Origin of the sequence: Thiofaba sp. EF100, from assembly GCF_039822285.1 — a bacterium.
Lineage (GTDB): Bacteria > Pseudomonadota > Gammaproteobacteria > Halothiobacillales > Halothiobacillaceae > Thiofaba.
Genome location: NZ_JBAJEY010000001.1, coordinates 788,262 through 813,253 on the forward strand (window position 1 = coordinate 788,262; position 24,992 = coordinate 813,253).

Consider the following 24,992-nt stretch of genomic DNA (forward strand, 5'->3'; position numbering starts at 1 on the left):
CCATTTTGCCCTTGACAACCCGGGCAAGGACATCGACCGCCCCCGCCGGGCGCCGATCTTCCCCTGCCAAGCGAGAGTTGGACACACCCTGCAATGAACACCCTGCCTGCCTCCGGCCTCTACTCCCCCGAATTCGAACGCGACAACTGCGGTTTCGGCCTGATCGCCCAGATGGACGACCAACCCAGCCACTGGCTGGTGGAGACCGCCATCGAGTCGCTCGCGCGCATGACGCACCGCGGGGGCATTTCCGCCGACGGCAAGTCGGGTGACGGCTGCGGCATCCTGCTGAAGAAGCCCGATGCCTTCATGCGCGCGGAAGCCGCCAGGCTGGGCTATGCGCTCGGCGAACTGTATGCCGTGGGCGTCGTGTTCCTCAGCCAGGACAAGGCCCTCGCCGCCCGGGCGCGCGAGACGCTGGAGCGCGAGATCCGCGCGGAGGGGCTGGACTTCCTCGGCTGGCGCGTACTGCCGACCGACCCCACCCAGCTCGGCCGCCAGGCTCTGGAGAAGCTGCCGGTCATCGAACACGCCTACGTCAACGCCCCGGCCGGCATGGACGCGCGCCTGTTCGACACCAAGCTCTACATCGCCCGCCGCCGTACCGAGAAGCAGCTGGCCGACGACGCCACCTTCTACATCCCGACCCTGTCCAGCCAGGTGCTGTCCTACAAGGGCCTGATGATGCCGGAGGACCTGCCGCGCTTCTACCTCGACCTGCAGGATCCGCGCCTGGCCTCCTCTCAGTGCGTGTTCCACCAGCGCTTCTCCACCAACACCTTCCCCGAGTGGCGCCTGGCCCAGCCGTTCCGTCACCTGGCGCATAACGGCGAGATCAACACCATCCGCGGCAACCGCAACTGGGCCCGCGCGCGCGCCTTCAAGTTCGAGACGCCGCTGATCCCGAACATGGAGGACGTGCGCCCGCTGGTCACCGAGACCGGCTCGGACTCGATGAGCATGGACAACATGCTCGAGGCCATGATCGCCGGCGGCATCGAAATGCTGCGTGCCATGCGCCTGATCGTGCCGCCGGCCTGGCAGAACATCGAGCACATGGATCCGGAGCTGCGTGCGTTCTACGAATACCACTCCATGCACATGGAGCCGTGGGACGGCCCGGCCGGCATGGTGATGACCGACGGCCGCTTCGTCGCCTGCGGCATGGACCGCAACGGCCTGCGCCCGGCGCGCTGGGTCATCACCAAAGACCGCCATATCACCCTCGCCTCCGAGATCGGCGTATGGGACTACGCGCCCGAGGACGTGGTGCGCAAGGGCCGGGTCAAGCCGGGCCAGATCGTGGCCGTGGACACCGCCACCGGCACCCTGCTGATGCCCGAAGACGTGGATGCCATGCTCAAGGGCCGTAAGCCTTACGGCCAGTGGCTCAAGCAGCACGCCCGCCGCCTGGAGTCCGGACTCGAGGCCGACCTGCTGGCCGCCGCCCCGCTGGGCGACGACCAACTCGCCGTCTACGAGAAGATGTTCCAGGTCACCTTCGAGGAGCGCGACCAGATCCTGCGCGTGCTGGCCGAGGCCGGCCAGGAGGCGGTCGGCTCCATGGGCGACGACACCCCCATGGCGGTCCTCTCGCAGATCGAGCGCTCGCCCTACGACTACTTCCGTCAGCAGTTCGCCCAGGTCACCAACCCGCCGATCGACCCGCTGCGCGAGACGATCGTCATGTCGCTGGAGACCTGCATCGGCGCCGAGCGCAACCTGTTCGAGGAGACCCCCGAGCACGCCCACCGCCTACTGCTGGAGTCCCCCGTCCTGACCGAGGGCAAGTTCAAGGCCCTGCTGGCGGTGGACGATGCGGCCTATGCCCACAGCGTGATCGAACTCAACCGCGATGAGAACCTGCCGCTCGAGCAGGCCATCCGCACCATCTGCGATGAGGCCGTCACCGCGGTGAAGGCCGGCAAGGTCGTGATCGTGCTCTCCGACCGCAGCATTGCCCGCGGCAAGCTGCCGGTCCACGCCCTGCTCGCCACCGGCGCGGTCCACCACCGCCTGATCGCCGAGGGCCTGCGCTGCGACGCCAACATCGTGGTCGAGACCGGCACCGCACGCGACCCGCACCACTTCGCCTGCCTGATCGGCTACGGCGCCACCGCCGTCTATCCGTACCTCGCCTTCGAGAGCATTGCGGGCATGCAGCGCGTGGGCGAGATGAAGGAGGGCATGACCTCCGCCAAGATGGCCGCGAACTTCGTCAAGGGCATCGACAAGGGCCTGATGAAGATCCTCTCCAAGATGGGCATCTCCACCATCGCCAGCTACCGTGGCTCGCAGCTGTTCGAGATCATCGGCCTGGCCGACGAGGTGGTCGAACTGTGCTTCAAGGACACCACCAGCCGCCTGAAGGGCGCCGGTTTCGAGGAGCTGCAGGCCGACCAGGCCACCCTGGCCCGCGAGGCCTGGAACCCGCGCAAGCTGCCGCGTCAGGGCGGCCTGCTCAAGTTCGTCTGGGGCGGCGAATACCACGCCTACAATCCGGACGTGGTTCAGACCCTGCAAAAGGCGGTCAACAGCGGCGACTACAGCATCTGGAAGCAATACGCCAAACACGTGGACGAGCGCCCGATCGCCACCCTGCGTGACATGTTCAAGCTGCGTTCCGGCACCACGCCGATCGCCCTGGACGAGGTCGAGCCGATCGAGCAGATCGTCAAGCGCTTCGACTCCGCCGGCATGTCGCTGGGTGCCCTCTCCCCCGAGGCGCACGAGACCCTGGCCGAGGCGATGAACCGCCTGGGCGCGCGCTCCAACTCCGGTGAGGGCGGCGAGGATCCGGCGCGCTACGGCACCGTGAAGATGTCGAAGATCAAGCAGATCGCCTCCGGCCGCTTCGGCGTCACCCCGCACTACCTGGTCAATGCCGAGGTGCTGCAGATCAAGATCGCCCAGGGCGCCAAGCCCGGTGAGGGCGGTCAGCTGCCGGGCGACAAGGTCAACGAAATGATTGCCAAGCTGCGCTACGCGCGCCCCGGCGTCGCCCTGATCTCCCCGCCGCCGCACCACGACATCTACTCGATCGAGGACCTCGCCCAGCTGATCTTCGACCTCAAGCAGGTCAACCCCGAGGCCCTGATCTCCGTCAAGCTCGTGGCCGAACCGGGCGTCGGCACCATCGCCGCCGGCGTGGCCAAGGCCTATGCCGACCTGATCACCATCTCCGGCTACGACGGCGGTACCGGCGCCTCGCCGCTGACCTCGGTGAAGTACGCCGGCAGCCCGTTCGAGCTGGGGCTGTCCGAGGCGCATCAGACCCTGCGCGCCAACGACCTGCGCGACAAGGTGCGTCTGCAGGCCGACGGCGGCATGAAGACCGGCCTGGACGTGATCAAGGCCGCCATCCTCGGCGCCGAGAGCTTCGGCTTCGGCACCGGTCCGATGATCGCCATGGGCTGCAAGTTCCTGCGCATCTGCCACCTGAACAACTGCGCCACCGGCGTCGCCACCCAGAACAAGGTGCTGCGCATGCAGCACTACAAGGGTGATGTCGAGAAGGTGATGAACTACTTCAAATTCATCGCCATGGAGGTACGCGAGTACCTGGCTCACCTCGGCCTGCGCCGCATGGAGGACCTGATCGGCCGTACCGACCTGCTCGAGATCCTGCCCGGCACGACGCCCAAGCAGCAGAAGCTCGACCTGTCGCCGATCCTCTCCGACATGGGCCTGCGTGACACCAAGCCGCTGTGCTGCGCCGTGCAGCACAACGACCCGTACGACAAGGGGCTGTTGGCCGAGCGCATGGTGCAGACCGTGCTGCCCGCCATCGAGACCAAGTCGGGCGGCGAATTCAGCTTCGAAGTCCGCAACACCGATCGCTCCATCGGTGCGCGCATCTCCGGCGAGATCGCCAAGCGCCACGGCAACCTCGGCATGGAAGCGGCCCCCATCACGATCAGGCTCACCGGCACCGTCGGCCAGAGCTTCGGCGTGTGGAATGCGGGCGGCCTGAACATGATCCTCGAGGGCGACGCCAACGACTACGTTGGCAAGGGCATGGCCGGCGGCAAGCTGGTCCTGTTCCAGCCCAAGGGCACCAGCCTGCCGAGCCATGAGACCCCGATCATCGGCAACACCTGCCTCTACGGCGCCACCGGCGGCAAGCTGTTCGCTGCTGGCACCGCGGGCGAGCGCTTCGCGGTGCGCAACTCCGGGGCCTTCGCGGTGATCGAGGGCTGCGGCGACCACGGCTGCGAATACATGACCGGCGGCATCGTCACCATCCTCGGCCGCACCGGGGTGAACTTCGGCGCGGGCATGACCGGTGGCTTCGCCTACGTGCTGGACGAGGACAACAACTTCGTCGACCGCTACAACCACGAACTGATCGACATCCACCGCCTCGTCCCGGCGCAGATGGAGGCCCACCGCCAGCACCTGCGCGGCATCCTCGAGCAGCATCTGGCGGAGACCGGCAGTCCGAGGGCGCGCGATATCCTTGCCCGCTTCGAGGAGTGGATCGGCAAGTTCTGGCTGATCAAGCCCAAGGCCGCGGAGCTGTCCCAGCTGCTGGACACCCTGGCCTCGGCCGCCTGACCCGGCCCACACGCTGAAACCCGACAAGGCCCTGCAATGCGGGGCCTTGTTTTTTCCACCTGTGGACTACACTGATTTCTTCTCGCTCCCCCTCCACGCAGCATGTCCCGCATCCCGCAAAGCTTCATCGACGACCTGGTCGCCCGCGCCGACATCGTCGAGGTCATCGGCAGCCGTGTGCCGCTGAAGAAGAAGGGGCGCGAATATGCGGCCTGCTGCCCGTTCCATCACGAGAAATCGCCTTCGTTCTTCGTCAGCCCGGACAAGCAGTTCTACCACTGCTTCGGCTGCGGGGCGCACGGGACCGTGCTCGGTTTCCTGATGGCCTTCGAGCGGCTCGACTTCGTCGAGGCGGTCGAGACCCTGGCCGGGCAGCTGGGCCTCACGGTCCCCCGGGAGGGCGGAGAGACGCCGCAGGCCCATCCCCATGCCCCGCTGCTCGCCATCTTGGAGGATTGCGCCCGCTTCTACCAGGCCGAGCTCAAGCGCACCCCACGCGCCATCGACTACCTCAAGCGCCGCGGGGTGAGTGGCGAGACCGCGGCCACTTTCGGACTTGGCTACGCCCCGCCGGGCTTCGACACCCTGGAGCGCGCACTGCGGCTGGATCGGCAGGGGATCGACCGGCTCAAGCAGGCGGGCATGTTGAGCGAGGGGGAGCACGGCCGCCTGTACGACCGCTTCCGCGAACGGGTCATGTTCCCCATCCGCGACCGGCGCGGCCGCGTCATCGCCTTTGGCGGGCGGGTGCTGGGCGATGAGAAGCCCAAGTATCTCAACTCGCCGGAGACCCCTCTCTTCCACAAGGGACACGAGCTGTACGGCCTGTTCGAGGCGCGCAAGGCCCTCGGCCGTCCCGACCGCCTGCTGGTGGTCGAGGGCTACATGGACGTGGTCATGCTCGCCCAGCACGGCCTGCGCGAGGCCATCGCCACGCTCGGCACCGCCGTCACCCGCGAGCAGGTCGACCTGATGTTCCGCCACACTGCGCAGGTGGTGTTCTGCTTCGATGGCGATGAGGCCGGCCGCCGCGCCGCCTGGCGCGCGCTGGAGGCCACCCTGCCCCAGTTGCGCGACGGGCTCGATGCGCGCTTCCTGTTTCTGCCCGAGGGCGAGGACCCGGACAGCCTGGTGCGGCAGGAGGGCGCCGAGGCCTTCCGCGCCCGCATCGGGCACGAGGCTCTCGGCTTCGATGCCTTCCTGCTGGAGGAACTGGCCCGCCAGGCGGAGGACGACGGCACCCCAGCCGCCCGGGCAAGGCTCAAGACCCTCGCCCTGCCGCTGATCCAGGGGATGCCCGCCGGGGTGCTCAAGGATCTCGTGCTCGACAAGCTGGCCGCACGCGTCGGGGTGAGTATCGACCGGCTGCTGCCCTCGAAGGAGCGGCTCGCCCCCCGCCCTCAGGCCCACGAGCGCCCCGTCAGGCCCGCCGAACCCGGCCGGGCCACGGCCCTGCGCAAGGCCATCGTCCTCTTGCTGCACTATCCCGAGCTGGCCGCCCGCAGGGCACCGGATCCGGCCTGGGCACAATCCCCCGTCCCTGGCCTTCCGCTCTTGGCGCTGCTCATCGACCACCTGCGCAGCCGCCCCACCCCCATGGGCGTGACCCTTGAACACTTCCGTGCCAGCCCCCACGCTCGGGTCTTAGAGGCGATCAGCCGGCTGCCACCGCCGCGGGAGAGCGAGGATATCGAGGTCCGCGAGCGCATGTGGCTCGACATGCTCGAGCACATCGCCGCCACCCACAACCGGGCGCGCCTGCGGCAGCTGACCGAACGGCCGTTTGCCGAGCTGCAACCCCTTGAGCGACAGGAACTTTTGCGGCTGACAACACTCCAATCCAGCCGTGAATAATTCACTCTTTGTTGCTATAATTTTTTGTTTGATTTGACCCGAGGCTCGTATTCGGCCATGTTCGAAGATCCGCAGTCCAGCATTAAAGAACTCATCGTCCGTGGCAAAGAGCAGGGTTACCTGACCTACGCCGAGATCAACGACGCCCTGCCGGAAGGCATGGTCGAAGCCGATCAGATGGAAGACATCATCGGCATGATCAACGACATGGGCATCCAGGTCTTCGAGGTGGCGCCCGACGCCGACGAGCTGACCCTGTCCGACAATGCCGTGGCTGCCGACGAGGACGCCGCGGAAGAGGCTGTCGCCGCGCTGGCTTCCTCGGTCGACGACGGCGTGGGCCGCACCACGGACCCCGTGCGCATGTACATGCGCGAGATGGGCACCGTCGAACTTTTAACCCGCGAGGGTGAGATCGAGATCGCCAAGCGCATCGAGAGCGGCCTGCGCGACATGCTCACTGCCCTCGCCGCCCATCCGCCGGCCATCTCCGAGCTGCTGGCCGACTTCGAACGCTTCGATGCGGGCGAGATGCGCCTGGCCGACATCGTCGTCGGCTTCGCCCAGGCCGAGGAACTGCCGGAAGAAGCGGCCGTCGCCGACGACGCCGTCGATGCCGCAGCCGTCGACGAGGACGAGGAGGAGGACACCGCCACCGACGACGCCGACGAGGTTGCCGACACCGCCCTCGATCCCGAGGCCGTGCGCGCGCACATGGCCATCCTGCGCGACCTGCATGCCCGCCGCCTGTCCGGTGAGGAGGTCCTCCCCGAGCTGGAGGCCCGCCTGCTCGAACTCAAGCTCAATCCGCAACTCTCCGACCGCCTGGTCAACAACCTGCGCGAAACTCTCAACCGCGTGCGCCAGATCGAGCGCCAGATCCTCGATTTGTGCGTCAACAAGGGCGGTATGCCACGCGAGCGCTTCATCGAGACCTTCCCCGGCAATGAATCTCGCGCCGAGTGGCTGGACGAGCACATCAGCGACAAGAAGTTCGGCGAACGCCTCCAGGCTTACCGCAGCGAAGTGGAGCGCCTGCAGAAGCGCATTGCCCACATCGAACGCGACAATGCCCTCAGCGTGCGCCAGCTCAAGGACATCAACCGCCGCATGTCGATGGGCGAGGCCCGCGCGCGCAAGGCGAAGAAGGAAATGGTCGAGGCTAACCTGCGCCTCGTCATCTCGATTGCCAAGAAATACACCAACCGCGGCCTGCAGTTCCTCGACCTGATCCAGGAGGGCAACATCGGCCTGATGAAGGCGGTGGACAAATTCGAATACCGCCGCGGCTACAAGTTCTCGACCTACGCCACCTGGTGGATCCGTCAGGCCATCACCCGCTCCATCGCGGACCAGGCCCGCACCATCCGCATCCCGGTGCACATGATCGAGACCATCAACAAGCTCAACCGCATCTCCCGCCAGATGCTGCAGGAGATGGGGCGCGACCCGACGCCGGAAGAACTGGCCGAGCGCATGGCCATGCCGGAGGACAAGGTGCGCAAGGTGCTGAAGATCGCCAAGGAGCCCATCTCCATGGAGACCCCGATCGGCGACGACGAGGACTCGCATCTGGGCGACTTCATCGAGGACACCAGCGTCATCTCGCCGCTGGATGCCGCCACCAATGCCGGCCTCGCCGAGGCCGTGCGCGAAGTGATGGCCAGCCTCACCCCGCGCGAGGCCAAGGTCCTGCGCATGCGCTTTGGCATCGACATGAACACCGACCACACCCTTGAGGAGGTCGGCAAACAGTTCGACGTCACCCGCGAGCGCATCCGCCAGATCGAGGCCAAGGCCCTGCGCAAGCTGCGCCACCCCTCGCGCTCCGAGCTGCTGCGAAGCTTCCTCGAAGCCGAGCACTGATCTATCCTTCAAGGCCCGGTCTCCCCGGGCCTTTCCTCAAAGGGCCTATAGCACAACGGTCAGTGCAGGGGACTCATAATCCCTTGGTTGCAGGTTCGAATCCTGCTGGGCCCACCATGTTCTTCTCGTGGCTGTGCAGACAAGACCCCGGAGCCGGGGTATAAAGCCCCACATGCGCTCAGCCTCTTCCTCCAGCCGAAATCAGACCGCCCTCCTGGGCCGCAGGAGGCTGCTGTGCCTTGTCCTGCCCCTGCTCCTGGCCGCCTGCGGCAGTGAGAGCCCCGCCCCGGTCCTGCCCACCTACAGCGCCACCCCACCCAAGCCGCTGGTTCCGGTGCTCGTGCTCGGGGTGCACCCGCTGCACAACCCGGCCAAGCTTCTGGAGACCTACGGCCCCATCGTCGACGCCCTGAACCAGGCCATCCCCGAGGTGGAGATCCGGCTCGAGGCCTCGCGCGATTACACCGAGTTTGAACGCAAGCTGGAACAGCGCGAGCTTGAGCTCGCCCTGCCCAATCCCTATCAGACCGTGACCGCCACCCAGCACGGCTACCGGATCTTCGCCAAGGTCAAGGGGGATGAGGATTTCCATGGCCTGATCCTGGTCCGCCGGGAGCCGGACGCGCCGAGGGAGGTCGAGGATCTGCGCGGCAAGACCCTCAGCTGCCCCGCCCGTACGGCCCTGGCCGCTTGTATGATGCCGCTGGATTACCTGATGACGCAGGGGATTGACGTCAGCCAGGAGCTGAAGGTCATCGCCGTCGGCTCGCAGGAATCCAGCATCCTTGCCGTGGTTCACGGCCTGGCCGATGCCGGATCGACCTGGCCGCCCCCCTGGCGCGCCTTCCAGAAGGAACATCCGGAGCTCGCCCGCCAGCTGGAGGTGCGCTGGGAAACGCCTTCGCTGCCGAATATCGGCCTCGTGGCACGGGACGATGTGGACCCCGCCCTCGTCGCCCGTATCCGCACGACCCTGCTCGCCCTCTCGGAGAGTGAGGATGGCCGCCGGCGGCTGCGGCAGGCCGAGATCCAGGGTTTCGAGGCTGCGGACGATGCCACCTACGCCCCGGTGCGGGCCTTCCTAGAGCGCTATCGAATACGGTTTGGGGGGCTTCCCCGATGAGCCGCCCAAGGTTCACCCTGCGCCGCCTGTTCGGCACCTCGCTGCGCCGCCGGCTGGCCGTCAGCATCGCGCTGATTCACGCGCTGATGATGGCCATCTTCGTGTTCGACCTGAGCCTGCGCGAACAGCAGCTGTTGATCAAGAACACGGAGCAGGCCGCCCTCAAGACCACCGCCCTGCTCGCCCGTTCCAGCTTTGAATGGGCACTCTCCCGCGACCTTGCGGGCCTTGGCGAGCTGATCCGGCCGCTGGCGAACGACCCGGACATCGAGTTCGCCATGATCCTCGATCACGAGGGTCGTGTCCTCGCCCACAGCGACCCGGCGCAGGTCGGGCGCTACGTCAGCGACCCCGTCAGCCTTGCCGCGCTGCGCCACCACGAGACCGAACCGCGACTGATCCAGAACCTCCCCACGCTCATCGACGGCATCGCCCCCATCGTCTCCGAGCGTTCCCCCACGAACGGTCAGGGGAAAACGGGCACGATCCTGGGTTGGGCCCGCATCGGCATGAACACCGAGCGAACCCAGGCGGCCCTCGGCAAGGTCCTCCGCGACGGCCTGCTGTACACCCTGGCCGCCATCCTCCTCGGCACCCTGCTCGCCCTCCTCATCGCGGCCGACCTCACCCGCGACCTGCGCCGCGTCAAGGCCCTGTTCCTGCGCGTCAGCGCGGGCGAACTGGACCAGCGCATCGAAGTGGGGCGCGAGGACGAGCTGGGCGATCTGATGCACGGCCTCAACCACATGCTGGAGCGGCTGGAAGCGGATGAGCAGCTCCTGCGGGAGACGCGCGAGCGGCTGGAGCTGGCCTTGCAGGGCAGCAACGACGGCCTGTGGGACTGGGACCTCACGCGTGATGCGGTCTACTTCTCGCCACGCTGGAAGGCGATGCTGGGTTACGGCGAGGACGAGATCGGCACTACCACCGCCGAATGGTCGAAGCGCCTCCATCCGGACGATGCCGAGCGCGCCATGCGTGCCGTGGAGGACCACCTCGCAGGCCGAACCCCGGCGTTCGAGGTCATCCACCGCATGCGCCACAAGGATGGCGGCTGGCGCTGGATCCTCAGCCGGGGCCGTGCCCTGCGCGACGCGCAAGGCCAGCCTCAGCGCATGGTAGGCACCCTGACGGACATCACCGAACTCAAAGAGACCGAGGGCCGGCTGGCCATCGAGCGCTCGCGTCTGGCCAGCCTGCTGACCAATCTGCATTCCGCCGTGCTGGTGGAGGACGCGTCGCGGCGCATCGCCCTGGCCAACCAGGCCTTCTGCGACATGTTCCACATTCCCGCCCCCCCGGAGGCCCTGGTGGGCACGGACTGCGCCGAGGCCGCGCGCGCCAGCCTGCCCCAGATCAAGGACGGTACCCGCTTCGTCCAGCGCATCGAGACCCTGATCGCACGCCATGAGCCGGCCCTCGGCGACATCGTCGAAATGGCCGACGGGCGGGTGCTTGAGCGGGATTACTCCCCCATCCTGGTCGACGGCGTCCTCCAGGGGCACCTGTGGATGTACCGCGACATCACCGCGCGGATCGAGCTCGAGCACAGCCTCGATGAGCAGCGCGAGCGGCTGCGCGTCGTGCTCATGTCGATGGCGGACGGCGTGATCGTCACCGATCCCGAGGGAAGGATCGAATTCCTCAACCCTGTGGCCGAAGAGCTGACGGGCTGGACGCTGAACGAGGCCAAGACTCGCCCCCTCGAGCAGGTGGCCCAGCTCATGACCGAGGACAGTGCGAATGTGCTCGATGGTGCCACCGTGCACCAGCTCATGCAGAAAGGCCGCCAGGAGATCAGCGCCCGCCTCGCCCGCCGCGGGGCGATCGAATCCTTCGTCGAGATCGAACTGAAGGCCGCCCCCATGCTCGGCGCGGGCGGGGCCGAGGGCCTGGTGCTAATCCTGCATGACGTCAGCGAAACCCATCGCCTGATGGAGCAGATGAGCTGGCAGGCAAGCCACGACCCGCTCACCGGCCTGCCCAACCGCACGGCCTTCGGCGAGCGGCTCAGGAGCCTGCTGGAAGGCGCCCGGACGGCCGGTGAGCGGCATGCGCTGCTCTACATGGATCTCGATCAGTTCAAGGTGGTCAACGACACCTGCGGCCATCATGCCGGCGATGAGCTGTTGATGAACATCGCCCACCTGCTGCGCAGCGGGGTACGCCGTGACGACATGATTGCCCGCCTCGGCGGTGACGAATTCGCCGCCCTGCTGCCCAACTGCTCGACCGAGGTCGCCGAGCGCATTGCCAACCAGCTGCGCGAGAGCGTGCAAGACTTCAGCTTCTACTGGCAGGACCGGGTCTTCAACGTGGGCGTGAGCATCGGCATCGTCACCATCGACCCGCAGTGGGGGGCCGCCGAGGAGATCCTGCGCGCCGCCGACATCGCCTGCTATGCGGCCAAGGAGCGCGGGCGCAATCGCATCCACGTGTATGAGGCGGCGGACGAGACCATGTCACGCCAGGTCGAGCAACTCGGGATGGCCTCGCAGATCCAGCTCGCCGTACGTGAATCCCGCTTCGTCCTCTACGCCCAGCCACTTAAGTCCCTGGAGCGACCGCGCCTGGACGACGGCCTGCACCTGGAGGTTCTGGTGCGCATGCTCGACCGCCACGGCCAGCTCATCGCCCCCGGCCTGTTCATCAGCGCCGCAGAGCGCTACAACCTCATGCAGGCGATCGACCGCTGGGTGGTCAGCACCACCCTCGAGCGTCTGCACCAGGCCCTGGATACGCCCGCCGGCAGGAACCTTCGCCATGTCGGCATCAACCTCTCCGGCAACTCGCTGACCGATGAGGGCATGCTCACCTTCGTCGAAGATGAGGTCCGCCGCTACGCCTTCCCGCCCGGCCTGATCTGCTTCGAGATCACCGAGACCGCGATCATCAGCAACATGCACCAGGCGCTCGCCTTCATCCAGCGCATGAAGGCCCTCGGCTGCACCTTCGCGCTCGACGACTTCGGTTCGGGGCTGTCCTCCTTCGCCTACCTCAAGGTCCTGCCGGTGGACTTCCTCAAGATCGACGGGGTGTTCGTGCGCGACATCGAGAGCGACACCCACGACCGCAGCTTCGTCCAGGCCATCCATCAGGTCGGCCGCACCCTGGGCCTGAAGACCATCGCCGAATTCGTCGAGAACGCGGCCACCGAGCAGATCCTGCGCGGCATGGGGGTGGACTTCGCCCAGGGCTACGGCGTCAGCCCACCCCGACCGCTGGACGACTTCCTCGGCGATGGGGCGAGCCCGACCACGCCCGCCCCTCCGGCTATAATGCCCTCCACCTGACCGCGGTCCTCCCAGAAAAGGCGTCAGCCCATGCAACTCAGCTTCGTGAAGATGCACGGCCTCGGCAACGACTTCGTCGTGCTCGACGGCGTGCGCCAGCCGATCCGCCTCACCACCGAACAGGTCCGCTTCCTCGCCGACCGGCACTTCGGCATCGGCTGCGACCAGCTGCTGCTCGTCGAGCCCGCCCCCAGCCCCGACACCCTGTTCCGCTACCGCATCTTCAATGCCGACGGCGGCGAGGTGGAGCAATGCGGCAACGGCGCGCGCTGCTTCGCCCGCTTCGTGCGCGACGAGGGCCTGACCGACGCCACCACCATCCCGGTCATGACCGCCTCCGGGCGCATCGTGCTGCACGTGGAGGACAATGGTGAGGTGACGGTGGACATGGGCGTGCCACGCCTGGAACCCGCCGAGATCCCCTTCGAGGCCCCGGCCCGCGCGATGAGCTACCCCCTGGCGGTGCACGGCGAGATGCACGTCATCAGCGCCGTGTCGATGGGCAACCCGCATGCCGTGCTGCGGGTGGAGGACGTGGACAGCGCCCCGGTCGAGACCCTCGGCCCGGCGATCGAATCCCACCCGCGCTTCCCCAAGCGGGTCAATGTCGGCTTCATGCAGGTCCTCGCCCCCGACCACATCCGCTTGCGCGTGTACGAGCGCGGTGCGGGCGAGACCCTGGCCTGCGGCACCGGCGCCTGCGCGGCGGTAGTCGCTGGCCGCCTGCACGGCTGGCTGGTCGATACCGTCAAGGTCGACCTGCCCGGCGGCCGCCTGACCATCCACTGGCAGGGCGAGGGCCGGCACGTGCTGATGACCGGCCCCGCCACCCGGGTGTTCGAAGGGAGGATCACGCTGTGAGCGACGCCTTCGTCACCTTGGGCGAGGAGGCTGTGGCCGAATACCTGGCCGAGCACCCGGACTTCTTCGTCGGCCACGAAACCCTGCTGCTTGCCATGCGGCTGCCGCACACCGCCCCCGGCGCTGTGTCCCTGGTCGAACGTCAGGCGGCCCTGCTGCGCGAGCGGGTCGGCACGCTGGAGAAGACCCTGCGTGACCTGCACACCCAGGCGCATGCCAACGAGCGCCTGGCCGCGCGCATGCACCAGCTCGCCCTCGCGCTGATTGCAGCCGGCAGCCCCTGCGAGGTGCTCGAGGCCGCGCGCACCCGCCTGTGCACGGATTTTGATCTGGCCGGTGTACTGATCGGGCTGGAGGAGGGGCACCCCCTCGTCACGCCCTGCCTGGCACCGGCCCAGGGCGAGCTGTGGCCCGCCCTGTTTGCCCTCAAGGCACCGCAGATGCCGCGCACCAGCCCCGCCCTGCGCGAGCTGCTGGTCGCCCACGGCCTGCCGGAAACCGCCTCGGTCGCGGCGATCCCGCTGCGCGGTCGCGGCTTTGCCGGCGCCATGCTGCTGGTCAAGCGCGAACCGCAGGGCTTTGCCCCGGACATGGGCACCCTGTTCCTCGAGCAGATCGGCGACCTGGTCAGCGCCGCACTGGCCCACGCCCGATGAGCGGCCCGGCGGAGGGGCGGCACAGCCCCCCCCGGCTGGACGCCTTCCTCGCCCAGTTGGCTGCGAACAACGCCTCGCCCCACACCCGCGCGGCCTACGCGCGCGACCTGGCCGATGCCTGGGCCTCCCTCGCCGCGCAAGGGCTCACCGACTGGCCGGAAACCCAGCCCCACCACCTGCGCCTGTGGCTGGCCCAACGGCATGCGGAAGGACTCTCCCCCCGCACCCTCGCCCGCCGCCTGGCCGCCGTGCGCGCCCTGCTGCGCGCCCTGCGCCGCGAGGGGATGATCGAGCACGACCCCAGCCTCGGCCTGCGCCTGCCGCGCGCCGACCGCCGCCTGCCGGAGACCCTCGAGCCCGAGCCGCTCAACCACCTGCTCGACCAACCCGCGGACGATGCTCTCGAGGCCCGTGACCTCGCCATGCTGGAGCTGATGTACGGTAGCGGCCTGCGCCTGGCCGAGGTCTGCGGCTTGAACCTGCCTGATCTAGACCTGGGCGAAGGCGCCGCCCGCGTGCTCGGCAAGGGCGGCAAGACCCGCATCGTGCCGGTCGGTCAGGCCGCCCTCGCCGCCCTGTGCCACTGGCTGCCGCTTAGGCCGCTGTTTGCCCCGCCGGGGGAGACCGCCCTGTTCCTCAGCCGCCTCGGCCGGCCCATCGCCCCGCGTACGGTGCAGGGGCGACTCACCCGCCTTGCGCGCAAGCACGGCCTCGCCGGCCGGGTGCACCCGCACATGCTGCGCCACGCCTGCGCCAGTCATTTCCTGCAGAACAGCGGTGATCTGCGCGCGGTGCAGGAGCTCTTGGGCCACAGCAGCCTCGCCACCACCCAGATCTACACCCACCTCGACTTCCAGCACCTGGCGAGGGTGTACGACGCCGCCCACCCGCGGGCGAGGCGGGACAAGGCTTGAAACACAGATTCTCCCCTCCCCCTTGAGGGGGAGGGGCTGGGGGAGAGGGTGCTCAAGCGCTGAAAATCCCCCTCTCCCTAACCCTCCCCCATCAGGGGGGAGGGCACCCCGTACCCCAAGGTCAGCCACCCTACGCCGCGGATGCTAAACTTCAGCCCTCCTCAACCGGCTGACACCCCCATGGAACAGTTCCACGGCACCACCATCCTCTGCGTCCGCCGCGACGGGCGCACCGTCATCGGCGGCGACGGCCAGGTCTCGCTCGGCCCCACCATCGTCAAGGGCAATGCGCGCAAGGTGCGCCGCCTGCACGACGGCAGCGTGATCGCCGGCTTTGCCGGCGGCACGGCCGATGCCTTCACCCTGTTCGAGCGCTTCGAGGCCAAGCTGGTCAAGCACGGCGGCAATCTGGTCCGCTCGGCGGTGGAGCTGGCCAAGGACTGGCGCACGGATCGCGCCATGCGTCGCCTGGAGGCGATGCTGATCGTCGCCGACCGCGAGACCATGCTCACCATCTCCGGCCTTGGTGATGTGCTCGAGCCAGAGCACGGCCTGCTCGCCATCGGCTCCGGCGGCGCCTACGCCCAGTCCGCCGCCCGCGCCCTGCTCTTGCACTCCGCGCTGGATGCGCGCCAGATCGTCGAGCAGTCCCTCACCATCGCCGCCGAGACCTGCGTGTACACCAACCGCAACTTCACCATCGAAGAGCTCTGATCCGCCCCAGGAACGAGGCCACGCTCAAGGTCACCCTGATCGCGGCGGGGGCGCCGCTCCTACCCCTTTCTCCCCTCCCCCTTGAGGGGGAGGGGCGGGGGAGAGGGTGAAACCCCAGAACAAACAAGACAGTTGCTCCTACATGAATTCCGGAAGGCCCATGAACACCCTCACCCCCGCGGACATCGTCGCCGAACTCGACAAGCACATCGTCGGCCAAAAGGACGCCAAGCGCGCCGTGGCCATCGCCCTGCGCAACCGCTGGCGGCGCCAGCAGGTGGACGAGCCCATGCGCTCGGAGATCACCCCCAAAAACATCCTCATGATCGGCCCCACCGGGGTGGGCAAGACCGAGATCGCCCGCCGCCTGGCCAAGCTCGCCAACGCCCCCTTCCTCAAGGTGGAGGCAACCAAGTTCACCGAAGTGGGCTATGTAGGGCGTGATGTGGAGAGCATCATCCGCGATCTTGCCGATGTGAGCATGAAGATGGTACGCGCCGTGGCGCAGGAGCGGGTGCGCGAGGCGGCGCGCGAGGCCGCCGAAGAGCGCGTGCTCGACGCCCTGCTTCCCCCGCCGCGCGATGCCAACCCCTGGGGGGCGGACGAGCACACCGACAAGGCCTACGCCAACACGCGCGAGAAATTCCGCGTCCGCCTGCGCGAGGGCCAGCTCGACGACAAGGAGATCGAAATCGAGCTGGAGGGGCCGCGGCTCGGCGTAGACATCCTCTCCCCGCCCGGCATGGAGGACATGGCCAGCCAGCTCAAGGGGCTGTTCCAGAACCTCGGCACCCAGCGCACCCAGCGGCGCAAGATGCGCATCGCCGAGGCCCTGCGCCAGCTCACCGAGGAGGAGGCCGCGCGCCGGGTCAGCGACGAGGAGATCAAGCAGGAGGCCTGTGAGATGGTCGAGCAGCACGGCATCGTGTTCATCGACGAGATCGACAAGGTCTGCCGCAAGGGCGAGTACAGCGGTGCCGACGTCTCCCGTGAAGGCGTGCAGCGCGACCTGCTGCCCCTGATCGAAGGCAGCACGGTCAATACCAAGATCGGCATGATCAAGACCGATCACATCCTGTTCATCGCCTCCGGCGCCTTCCATCTGGCCCGCCCCTCGGACCTCATCCCCGAACTCCAGGGTCGCCTGCCGATCCGGGTGGAACTGACTGCCCTGACCGCCGACGACTTCGTGCGCATCCTGACCGAGCCGGACGCCGCCCTGCTCAAGCAGTACCAGGCCCTGCTCGCCACCGAGGGCGTGACCCTGAACTTCACCGACGCGGCCATCCGCCGCCTGGCGGAGGTGGCCTTCGAGGTGAATGCCACCACCGAAAACATCGGCGCCCGCCGTCTGCACACCGTGGTCGAACGGCTGCTGGAGAATCTGGCGTTTGAGGCCCCGGCCCGGGCGGGGGAGACGGTGACGATCGATGCCGCGGATGTGGACGAGAGGCTTGGGGTGCTGGTGAAGAGTGAGGATCTGAGCCGGTATATCCTTTGATGCTGCTGTCCAGAAAACGAAGGTTTTCTGGACATTCCAGCGTGGAACGAAGGGGTGACTCCCCCTCGGGGCCGCCCTGGACTGGTCTGTGGAAGCCGGGTGAATGGGCCATGGATGGCCCATTCAGCCCCGTCGTGACAGGAGGTCACGTCGGGGCGGCCCGGCTGGAGCAGATCAGGCCAGGGTTTGCCCGAAGGGCCGGCCCCGCGGGGGCGTGTTCTTTGGGTTACTTTTCTTGCACGAGCAAGAAAAGTAACTCGCCCGCTTGCACGGGTGCATGTTCGAAGAAACAAGCTTCAAAGCGGGCGAAAAACCACTTCAACGGTTGTTCAACGCCGCTTTGAGACAGGCTCGCGGGCCGTTTCGCCCGCCTCAAGCGGCGCGCTCCGAACTGCTTGAATCGCACGCGGGCGAGTGCCTTTCTTTGCTTGCCCAAAGAAAGGCACCAAAGAAAGGGCACCCCCGCGGGGTCGCCCTTCGGGCAAGCCATGGCCGGGGCTGCTCCGACCGGGCCGTCCCGACGCGACTTCCTGTCGCGGCGGGACTGAAAGGGCCATCCATGGCCCTTTCACCCGGTCTCCACAGCCCCGGCCATGGCGACCCCAAGGGGGAATTCGCCCCTCACCCCCAGCCCCTCTCCCAAAGGGAGAGGGGAGTCCAAAAAACCTTCACTTCCCAAACACCGCCCACCCCGCCAAAAACCATGTCCCTCCACCACCCCACCGCCATCACCCTCCACCGCCAAAGCCGCACCCTCGAAGTCGCCTTCGACGATGGCAGCACCTTCACCCTGCCCTGCGAATACCTGCGCGTGTTCTCCCCCTCCGCCGAGGTCCGCGGCCACGGCCTGCCGGAGCCGCTCTTGGTCAGCGGCAAGCGCGAGGTCAACATCGACGCTATCGAACCGGTCGGCCAGTACGCGGTGAAGCTGATCTTCGACGACGGACACGACAGCGGGCTGTATGATTGGGACTTTCTCTACGCCCTCGGCCGGGACCACGACGCCCACTGGGCGCGCTATCTCGAACGGCTGAACGCGGCGGGCAAGACACGGGACGCATGATGAGCAAAGACTCGACGGATTTCGGCTTCCGCCGCGTGGCGGTGGAGGAGAAGGCGAAACTTGTGCGCGGGGTGTTCGACTCCGTGGCCGGCAAGTACGACCTGATGAACGACCTGATGTCGTTCGGCATCCATCGCCTGTGGAAGCGCATCACCCTCGCGCGTACTGGCCTGCGGCCCGGCATGCGCGCCCTTGATCTTGCCGGCGGCACCGGGGATCTGGCCGCCGGAATGCTCCGGCAGGTCGGCCGCGAGGGCTTGGTGGTGCTGTCCGACATCAATGCCCAGATGCTCATCCGCGGCCGCGATCGCCTGATCAACGACGGTTTCGGCGCCGAGGCCCAGAGCGCACAGGTCAACGCGGAGATGATCCCATTCGCCGACAACAGCTTCGATGCCGTCACCATCGGCTTCGGCCTGCGCAATGTCACCCATAAGGAGCAGGCGCTCGCCGAGATGCTGCGGGTGCTCAAGCCCGGCGGACGCGCGCTGGTGCTGGAGTTCTCCCACCCGCGCCACGACCTGATGAAGAAGCTCTACGACCTCTACTCCTTCAAGGCCCTGCCGCTGATGGGCAAGCTGGTCGCGGGGGATGCGGAGAGTTACCAGTACCTGGCCGAGTCGATCCGCATGCACCCGGCCCAGGACACCCTCAAAGGCATGATGGAAGCCGCGGGGTTCATGCGCTGCGACTATCTCAACATGAGCGATGGCATCGTCGCCCTGCACTGGGGTTTCAAGGCGTGACCCCCGAAATCGCCGAGCTGGCGCGCCTTGTACTGGAGCGGGCCTGCAACGCCGCGCTCGAGGCTGACCCGGCCACCCGGGAGGAGCTCCGCGGGCTGGCCGGCAGGCGCATCCGCATCGAGCTGAAAGGCCTGTTCGACCTCGACCTGCTGCCCCAGAGCGATGCGCTGATCGTGGCCGGTCCCGGACCGGATGCCCCTGATGCCGTGCTGCGCGCCTCGCCGTTCGGCTTCCTGCGCGCACGGATGCGCGGCGATCTGATGCATGGCGACATCGAGCTGACCGGCGACCCTCACCTTGCCGTGCGCACCGCCCGCCTCCTCGGCGGACTCGCGCCTGACCTCGAGGTGGCGCTGACCCCGCATGTCGGCATGCTGCTCGCCCATCAGCTCGGCCGTGTGTGGCGTGGCGTGAACGACGAACTGCACCGCTTTACCGAGCACCGCCTGCAGGATACGGCCGACGACCTGCGCGACGAAACCGGCCTCGCCCCCCACCGCGCCGAACTGGAACCGTGGTTCGATGCCGTCGACCGGATGCGGGAGGGGGTGGACGCGCTGGAGGCGCGCCTCCGGCGTCTGGAAGAAGGGTTCGAACGTTCGCGCATGGAGACGAGCGCATGATCCGCCCCCGCCTCCTGATCCGCCTGACCGTCATCCAGTGGACCCTGATGCGCCACGGGCTGGACGAACTGCTGTTCGCCACCCCCTGGTTCAAGCCGCTGCGCTTCATGCTCTGGCTCTCACCCTGGCGCCTTCTCGGTCGCACCCGCCGCTCGCGCGGCGAGCGCCTGCGGCAGGCCTTGGAGGAACTGGGACCGATCTTCGTCAAGTTCGGCCAGGCCCTCTCCACCCGCCGCGACCTGCTGCCCGAGGACGTGGCCGACGAACTGGCGAAGCTGCAGGACCGGGTGCCGCCCTTCCCCGGCACGCAGGCCCGTGCCCTGATCGAAAAGGCACTCGGCAAGCCGGTCGGCGAGCTGTTCCTCGAGTTCGACGAGACTCCGCTCGCCTCCGCCTCCATTGCCCAGGTGCACCCGGCACGCCTGCCGGACGGCAAGGCTGTGGTGGTCAAGGTGGTGCGCCCCAATATACTGCCCATCATCGAGCGCGACCTCGAGATCCTCCACACCCTCGCCACCCTGGCCGAGAAGGCCTCGCGCGAGGCGCGCCGCCTGCACCCTGTGGACGTGGTCGACGAGTTCGACAAGACCCTGCACGACGAGCTCGACCTCGTGCGCGAGGCGGCCAACTGCGGCCAGCTGGCGCGCCACTTCGCCGGATCGGACCTGCTGTACGTCCCCGAGGTGTACTGGGAGTACACCCAGCCGAACGTGATGGTGCAGGAGCGCATCCACGGCATCCCCATCAGCGACCTCGCCGCCCTGCGCGCGGCGGGCATCGACATGAAGGCCCTGGGCGAACGCGGGGTGGAAATCTTCTTCACCCAGGTGTTCACCCACAACTTCTTCCATGCCGACATGCACCCGGGCAATATCTTCGTTTCCCCCGAAACGCCCGCCGCACCGCGCTACATGGCGGTCGACTTCGGCATCATGGGCACCCTCACCCCGGAGGACCAGCGCTACCTGGCGGAGAACTTCCACGCCTTTTTCAACCGCGACTACCGCCGGGTGGCCGAACTACACATCGAATCCGGCTGGGTGCCGCCCCACACCCGGGTGAACGAGTTCGAGGCCGCGATCCGCACCGTCAGCGAGCCGATCTTCCAGCGCCCGCTACGCGAGATCTCCTTCGGCCACTTCCTGCTGCGCCTGTTCCAGACCGCGCGCCGCTTCGACATGGAAGTCCAGCCGCAGCTGGTGCTGCTGCAGAAGACCCTGCTGAACGTGGAGGGCCTTGGTCGCCAGCTCTATCCCGACCTTGACCTGTGGACCACCGCCAAGCCCTTCATCGAGCGCTGGATGCGCGAGCGGATCGGCCCAAAGGCGGCGCTGAACACGCTGCGCGAGGAACTGCCGCGCGCGCTCGCCCTGCTTCCCGAGCTGCCGCGCCTGACCCACGAGGCCTTGAGCGCGCAGAAGAGACAGGCGGAACTGCTGGAGCGCCAGGCACAAGAACTCCGCGCCCTGCGGGGATCGATGGAACGTGCACGCCGCATCGGCCTGCAGCTGACCCTACTCGCCATCACGGCCATGCTCCTGACCTTGGGCCTGTGCTGGATGGCCTGAGCGCCTGTCGGACATGGGACAAACCGGCTGCAGAAGCTGCGGGCCGGACCGCCTATTCCCATGACAGCAGAGTGCTCTTGCTACAATGTACCTTCCCTCCACACCAACCCTTCCCTCGCACCTGCCGCCGAAATGCCCGCAATCATCCAACGCTGGCGCGACCTGAGCCTGCGCCATCAGCTTCTCATCAGCCTCACGCTCGCGGCTGCCCTGCTCCTCCTCGTGCTTGGCTGGTGGACCAGCGAACAGGGCCGAGCCGTGGTCGAACGCTGCCGCGACCGGCTGCTGCAGAACAGCGCCAATCACCTGGCGGACAAGCTGGCCAGCGGCCTGAACCAGCGCTCGCGAGAGATCGGGCTGATCGCAAGCCTCCCCCAACTGCGCGACCCGAACGCCTCCGCCGCGGAAAAGCGGGTGCTGCTCGACGAGCTCAAGCGCGCCTATCCGCTCTACGCGTGGATTGGGCTCACCGACCTTGAAGGCAACGTCATCGCCGGCAGCGAAGGGCTGCTCGAAGGCAAGACCGTGGCCAAGCGGGCCTGGTTCCTTGAGGGGCTGCAAGGGCCGCATGTCGGGGACGTGCATGACGCCGTGCTGCTGGCGAAGATCCTGCCCAAACCCAAGATCGACCCGCTCCCCCTGCGGCTGGCCGACATCGCAAGCCCGGTCCACGATGCCGACGGCAGGCCCATCGGCGTGCTGTGCGGCCACCTAAGCTGGGACTGGTCGTACCTGATACGCGACGCGCTGATGAAGGGGTCGGGGTTCGGCCACGACGATCACGTCGACATCTTCGTGCTCAACAAGATGGGCAATATCCTGGTCGGCACGCCGGAGGAGCCGCCCAGTGCACGCGTGCTGAACTTCGAGAGCGTGCAGCTCGCCATGCTCGGCGACACCGGCTCGCGGGTGGAGACCTGGCCGGATGGCCGGCGCTACGTGACCGCCTTCGCCCAAACCAAGACCGCCCAAGGCTGGCCCAACCCCGAATGGATCATCCTCGCCCGCGAGCCGGTCGAGGAAGCCTATGCGGTCGCCGACCGGCTCAGCCACACCATCTTGGCAGCCTCCGCCGGGGGATTCGCCCTGTTCCTGCTGCTGCTCACCCTGCAGGTTCGGCGGATCACCGCCCCGCTTGAGCGCATCTCGAGCCATGCCCAGGCCATCGCGAGCGGTGCCAGCATCCACGCCCTGCCCAAGGCCGCTGGCACGCGCGAGGTCATGCGCCTGACCGACGCCCTCGACACCATGCTGCGCTCGCTCGACCACCAGCGGGCCGAACTGAGCATGGCAGCCAAGGTCTTCGAGCACAGCCACGAAGGCATCATGATCACCGACGCGCAAGGCCGCATCTTGCGGGTCAATCCCGCCTTTCAGAACATCACCGGCTATGCCGCAGCCGAATGCATCGGCCAGCGCCCCTCCTGCCTCAAGTCCGGGGTGCATGATGACACCTTCTACGAGAGGCTGTGGGCCGCATTGAAGGAGGCGGGGCAGTGGCGCGGAGAGATCTGGAACCGCCGCAAGAACGGCGAGGTCTATCCCGAGTGGCTGGCCATCAGCGCCGTGCGGGATGACCTCGGCGAGGTCACCCACTACATCGGCGTCTTCACCGACATCACCGAACGCAAGGCGCAGGAGGAGCGCATTGCCCACCTCGCCCACCACGACGCCCTCACCGACCTGCCCAACCGCGTGCTGCTGCATGACCGCCTGAACATCGCCCTCGAACATGCGCGCGATCGCCAGGGACGCCTGGCCGTGCTGTTCATCGACCTGGACATGTTCAAGCACATCAACGACACCCTGGGACACATCCAAGGGGACCAGCTGCTGGTGCAGGTGGCTGACCGGCTACGCCAGCTCACCCCCGCCATCGACACGGTGGCGCGCATGGGGGGCGACGAATTCGTCATGCTGGTGCGCGGTGATGCCGACGATGCCTCACGTCGCGCACAGACCATCCTGAAGGCCCTTCTCGCCCCCTTCGAGATCGCCGGGCGCAGCATGCACATCACCACCAGTATCGGCATCAGCCTCTACCCCGAGGACGCCGACAACCCCGATGACCTGCTGCGCCACGCCGACGTGGCCCTGTACCAGGCCAAGCAGAGCCGCAATGCCTTCCGCTTCCATACCGAAAGCATGACCCGCCATGCGGAGGAGCGCCTGCGTCTGGAGCAAGCCCTGCGCGAGGCCATCGAGCGGGAGCAGTTCCAACTGGCCTACCAGCCGCAGCTGAGCCTGCGCGACGGCAAGGTGATCGGCGCCGAGGCGCTGCTCCGCTGGCCGCATCCTGAGCTTGGCCCCATCCCTCCGGGACGGTTCATCCCACTGGCCGAGGAGATCGGCGTCATCGGCAGCATCGGCGACTGGGTGCTGCGCACCGCCTGCCGGCAGATGCAGGCCTGGCGCGAGGCGTTTGGCGTGAGCTGGCGCGTGGCGGTCAACCTGTCGATCGCCCAACTGGAGAACGAGCACTGCATCAGGATCGTCCAGCGCGCCCTGAACGCGAGCGGCCTGCCCGTGGAAGCCCTCGAGATCGAGGTCACCGAGAGCATGATGATGACCGACAACCCCATGGTGCGCGGCAACCTCGACCGCCTGCGGGGCCTGGGCATCAAGATCGCGCTGGACGACTTCGGCACCGGCTATTCGAACCTCGGCTACCTCGCTGACATGCCGATCGACATCCTCAAGATCGACAAGCGCTTCGTCGACACCGTCACCCAGTCGGGCAAGGGCGACGCCGTGGCGCGCCTGATCATCCAGATGGCTGGCGAACTCGGCTTTTCCACCCTGGCGGAAGGGGTGGAGGATGCCCAGCAGGCCGAAGCCCTCACACGGCTGGGCTGCGACTTCGTGCAGGGCTACTACTTCGCCCGGCCGCTACCGCCCGAGGAGATCGAGGCGCGGTATTTGCACGGAGGCCGGACCTAAGGAAATGCTGAGAAACCTGGAATGTGGCACGTCCCCTCCCCCCTGGTGGGGGAGGGTTAGGGAGAGGGGGGAGAGGCATTTGTTCAGCGCTTTCCTACCCCCTCGCAGGGTGCAGGCTCCGATCGTCGCCAGCGGGGCTGCTCACCCACCACCCGGCCTCGAGGCCTTGGGATGCGCCGCCTGCCAGCCCGCCCACAGGCGGTCGAAATGGCTGTCCATCATCCCGGTGATGGCCTGATCCTTCATGATGCTGGCGGGCAGCCAGCGCCACTGGCCGCTGAAATAGAGCAGAAACCACGGGGCATCGGCCGGCCCAACCCGTTCGCCATCGGCCAGGACGTGTTCGATGAGCGCCCAGCGGCCATCGACATGCACATCCCCCAGCACAAGGGTTTTACGCCCCGCAAGCTGCTTGCCCAGCTCTTCGAGCTCCTGATATTCCTTCTGCTGCCTGCGCCAGCGCAGGGGCAGAAAGACCAACCCTTGGTCGATCAAGGCACGCGCCTGCCCTGCCGCCAGGCCCTCGACCACACGCTGCAAAGTGGTATGGACCGCCTCGGCCTGTTGCTCGGGCGACCCTTTGGGCAGCACATCCGGCGGCGTCCCGCAGGCAGCCAGCCCCACCCCGACCAACCCCAGGACGAACACGCGACGTTGCATGGAAACCATGGGAAGCCATCCTCATAAAAAGAATTTAAAGCCTATTTAAAGCC

The 24,992-nt window shown here is 67.4% G+C and carries 16 protein-coding genes and 1 tRNA gene; 16 read left to right on the forward strand and 1 reads right to left on the reverse strand.

All coding sequences use genetic code 11. From position 1 onward, the window contains the following. The first annotated feature begins 93 nt into the window (after nt 1–93). The 16 genes from gltB (at nt 94) to V6D91_RS04045 (ending at nt 24,279) form a co-directional block, all read left to right on the forward strand. Nucleotides 94–4,557 carry a glutamate synthase large subunit gene (gene gltB, locus V6D91_RS03970; RefSeq protein WP_347317936.1) on the forward strand — a complete coding sequence of 1,488 codons (4,464 nt, stop codon included), beginning with the start codon at nt 94–96 and terminating at the stop codon, nt 4,555–4,557. Between the two features lie 102 nt (nt 4,558–4,659). After that, nucleotides 4,660–6,411, forward strand: coding sequence for a DNA primase (gene dnaG, locus V6D91_RS03975; protein ID WP_347317938.1), 1,752 nt, complete (start codon nt 4,660–4,662; stop codon nt 6,409–6,411). Between the two features lie 57 nt (nt 6,412–6,468). Next, a complete protein-coding gene (gene rpoD, locus V6D91_RS03980; protein WP_347317940.1) occupies nt 6,469–8,277 on the forward strand; it encodes an RNA polymerase sigma factor RpoD in 1,809 nt (602 codons plus the stop codon). A 41-nt stretch (nt 8,278–8,318) separates the two neighbouring features. Next, nucleotides 8,319–8,394 (forward strand) — tRNA-Ile (locus V6D91_RS03985). A 55-nt stretch (nt 8,395–8,449) separates the two neighbouring features. Next, nucleotides 8,450–9,400 carry a phosphate/phosphite/phosphonate ABC transporter substrate-binding protein gene (locus tag V6D91_RS03990; RefSeq protein WP_347317942.1) on the forward strand — a complete coding sequence of 317 codons (951 nt, stop codon included), beginning with the start codon at nt 8,450–8,452 and terminating at the stop codon, nt 9,398–9,400. Further along, complete coding sequence (locus V6D91_RS03995) at nt 9,397–12,693, forward strand: EAL domain-containing protein (protein ID WP_347317944.1); 3,297 nt, start codon at nt 9,397–9,399, stop codon at nt 12,691–12,693. The genes V6D91_RS03990 and V6D91_RS03995 overlap by 4 nt, the downstream gene beginning before the upstream one ends. Nucleotides 12,694–12,723: 30 nt before the next feature. Further along, nucleotides 12,724–13,554: a diaminopimelate epimerase gene (gene dapF / locus V6D91_RS04000; protein ID WP_347317946.1), complete on the forward strand. Its 831-nt coding sequence runs from the start codon at nt 12,724–12,726 to the stop codon at nt 13,552–13,554. Further along, complete coding sequence (locus V6D91_RS04005; RefSeq protein ID WP_347317948.1) at nt 13,551–14,210, forward strand: DUF484 family protein; 660 nt, start codon at nt 13,551–13,553, stop codon at nt 14,208–14,210. Before dapF ends, V6D91_RS04005 begins: the two co-directional genes overlap by 4 nt. Continuing rightward, nucleotides 14,207–15,124, forward strand: a complete 918-nt coding sequence (locus tag V6D91_RS04010; RefSeq protein WP_347317950.1) for a tyrosine recombinase XerC — start codon at nt 14,207–14,209, stop codon at nt 15,122–15,124. Before V6D91_RS04005 ends, V6D91_RS04010 begins: the two co-directional genes overlap by 4 nt. Before the next feature lie 180 nt (nt 15,125–15,304). After that, nucleotides 15,305–15,838, forward strand: coding sequence for an ATP-dependent protease subunit HslV (gene hslV, locus V6D91_RS04015; RefSeq protein WP_347317952.1), 534 nt, complete (start codon nt 15,305–15,307; stop codon nt 15,836–15,838). Between the two features lie 160 nt (nt 15,839–15,998). After that, on the forward strand, nt 15,999–17,339 hold the full coding sequence (gene hslU, locus V6D91_RS04020) for an ATP-dependent protease ATPase subunit HslU (protein ID WP_347317954.1): 1,341 nt from the start codon (nt 15,999–16,001) through the stop codon (nt 17,337–17,339). 703 nt (nt 17,340–18,042) lie between these two features. After that, on the forward strand, nt 18,043–18,402 hold the full coding sequence (locus tag V6D91_RS04025; protein ID WP_347317955.1) for a DUF971 domain-containing protein: 360 nt from the start codon (nt 18,043–18,045) through the stop codon (nt 18,400–18,402). Beyond that, nucleotides 18,399–19,148: a bifunctional demethylmenaquinone methyltransferase/2-methoxy-6-polyprenyl-1,4-benzoquinol methylase UbiE gene (ubiE, locus tag V6D91_RS04030; RefSeq protein WP_347317957.1), complete on the forward strand. Its 750-nt coding sequence runs from the start codon at nt 18,399–18,401 to the stop codon at nt 19,146–19,148. Before V6D91_RS04025 ends, ubiE begins: the two co-directional genes overlap by 4 nt. Next, entirely contained in the window at nt 19,145–19,771 is a 627-nt protein-coding gene (locus V6D91_RS04035; protein ID WP_347317959.1) for an SCP2 sterol-binding domain-containing protein, read from the forward strand. Before ubiE ends, V6D91_RS04035 begins: the two co-directional genes overlap by 4 nt. Further along, nucleotides 19,768–21,339 (forward strand): ubiquinone biosynthesis regulatory protein kinase UbiB, encoded by a 1,572-nt coding sequence (gene ubiB / locus V6D91_RS04040; RefSeq protein WP_347317961.1) that lies wholly within the window; start codon nt 19,768–19,770, stop codon nt 21,337–21,339. The genes V6D91_RS04035 and ubiB overlap by 4 nt, the downstream gene beginning before the upstream one ends. A gap of 132 nt (nt 21,340–21,471) precedes the next feature. Beyond that, nucleotides 21,472–24,279: an EAL domain-containing protein gene (locus tag V6D91_RS04045; protein WP_347317963.1), complete on the forward strand. Its 2,808-nt coding sequence runs from the start codon at nt 21,472–21,474 to the stop codon at nt 24,277–24,279. Nucleotides 24,280–24,420: 141 nt separating this feature from the next. Here the strand turns inward: V6D91_RS04045 and V6D91_RS04050 are convergent, their stop codons facing one another. Continuing rightward, nucleotides 24,421–24,948, reverse strand: a complete 528-nt coding sequence (locus V6D91_RS04050; protein WP_347317965.1) for a hypothetical protein — start codon at nt 24,946–24,948, stop codon at nt 24,421–24,423. Nucleotides 24,949–24,992 lie beyond the last annotated feature (44 nt).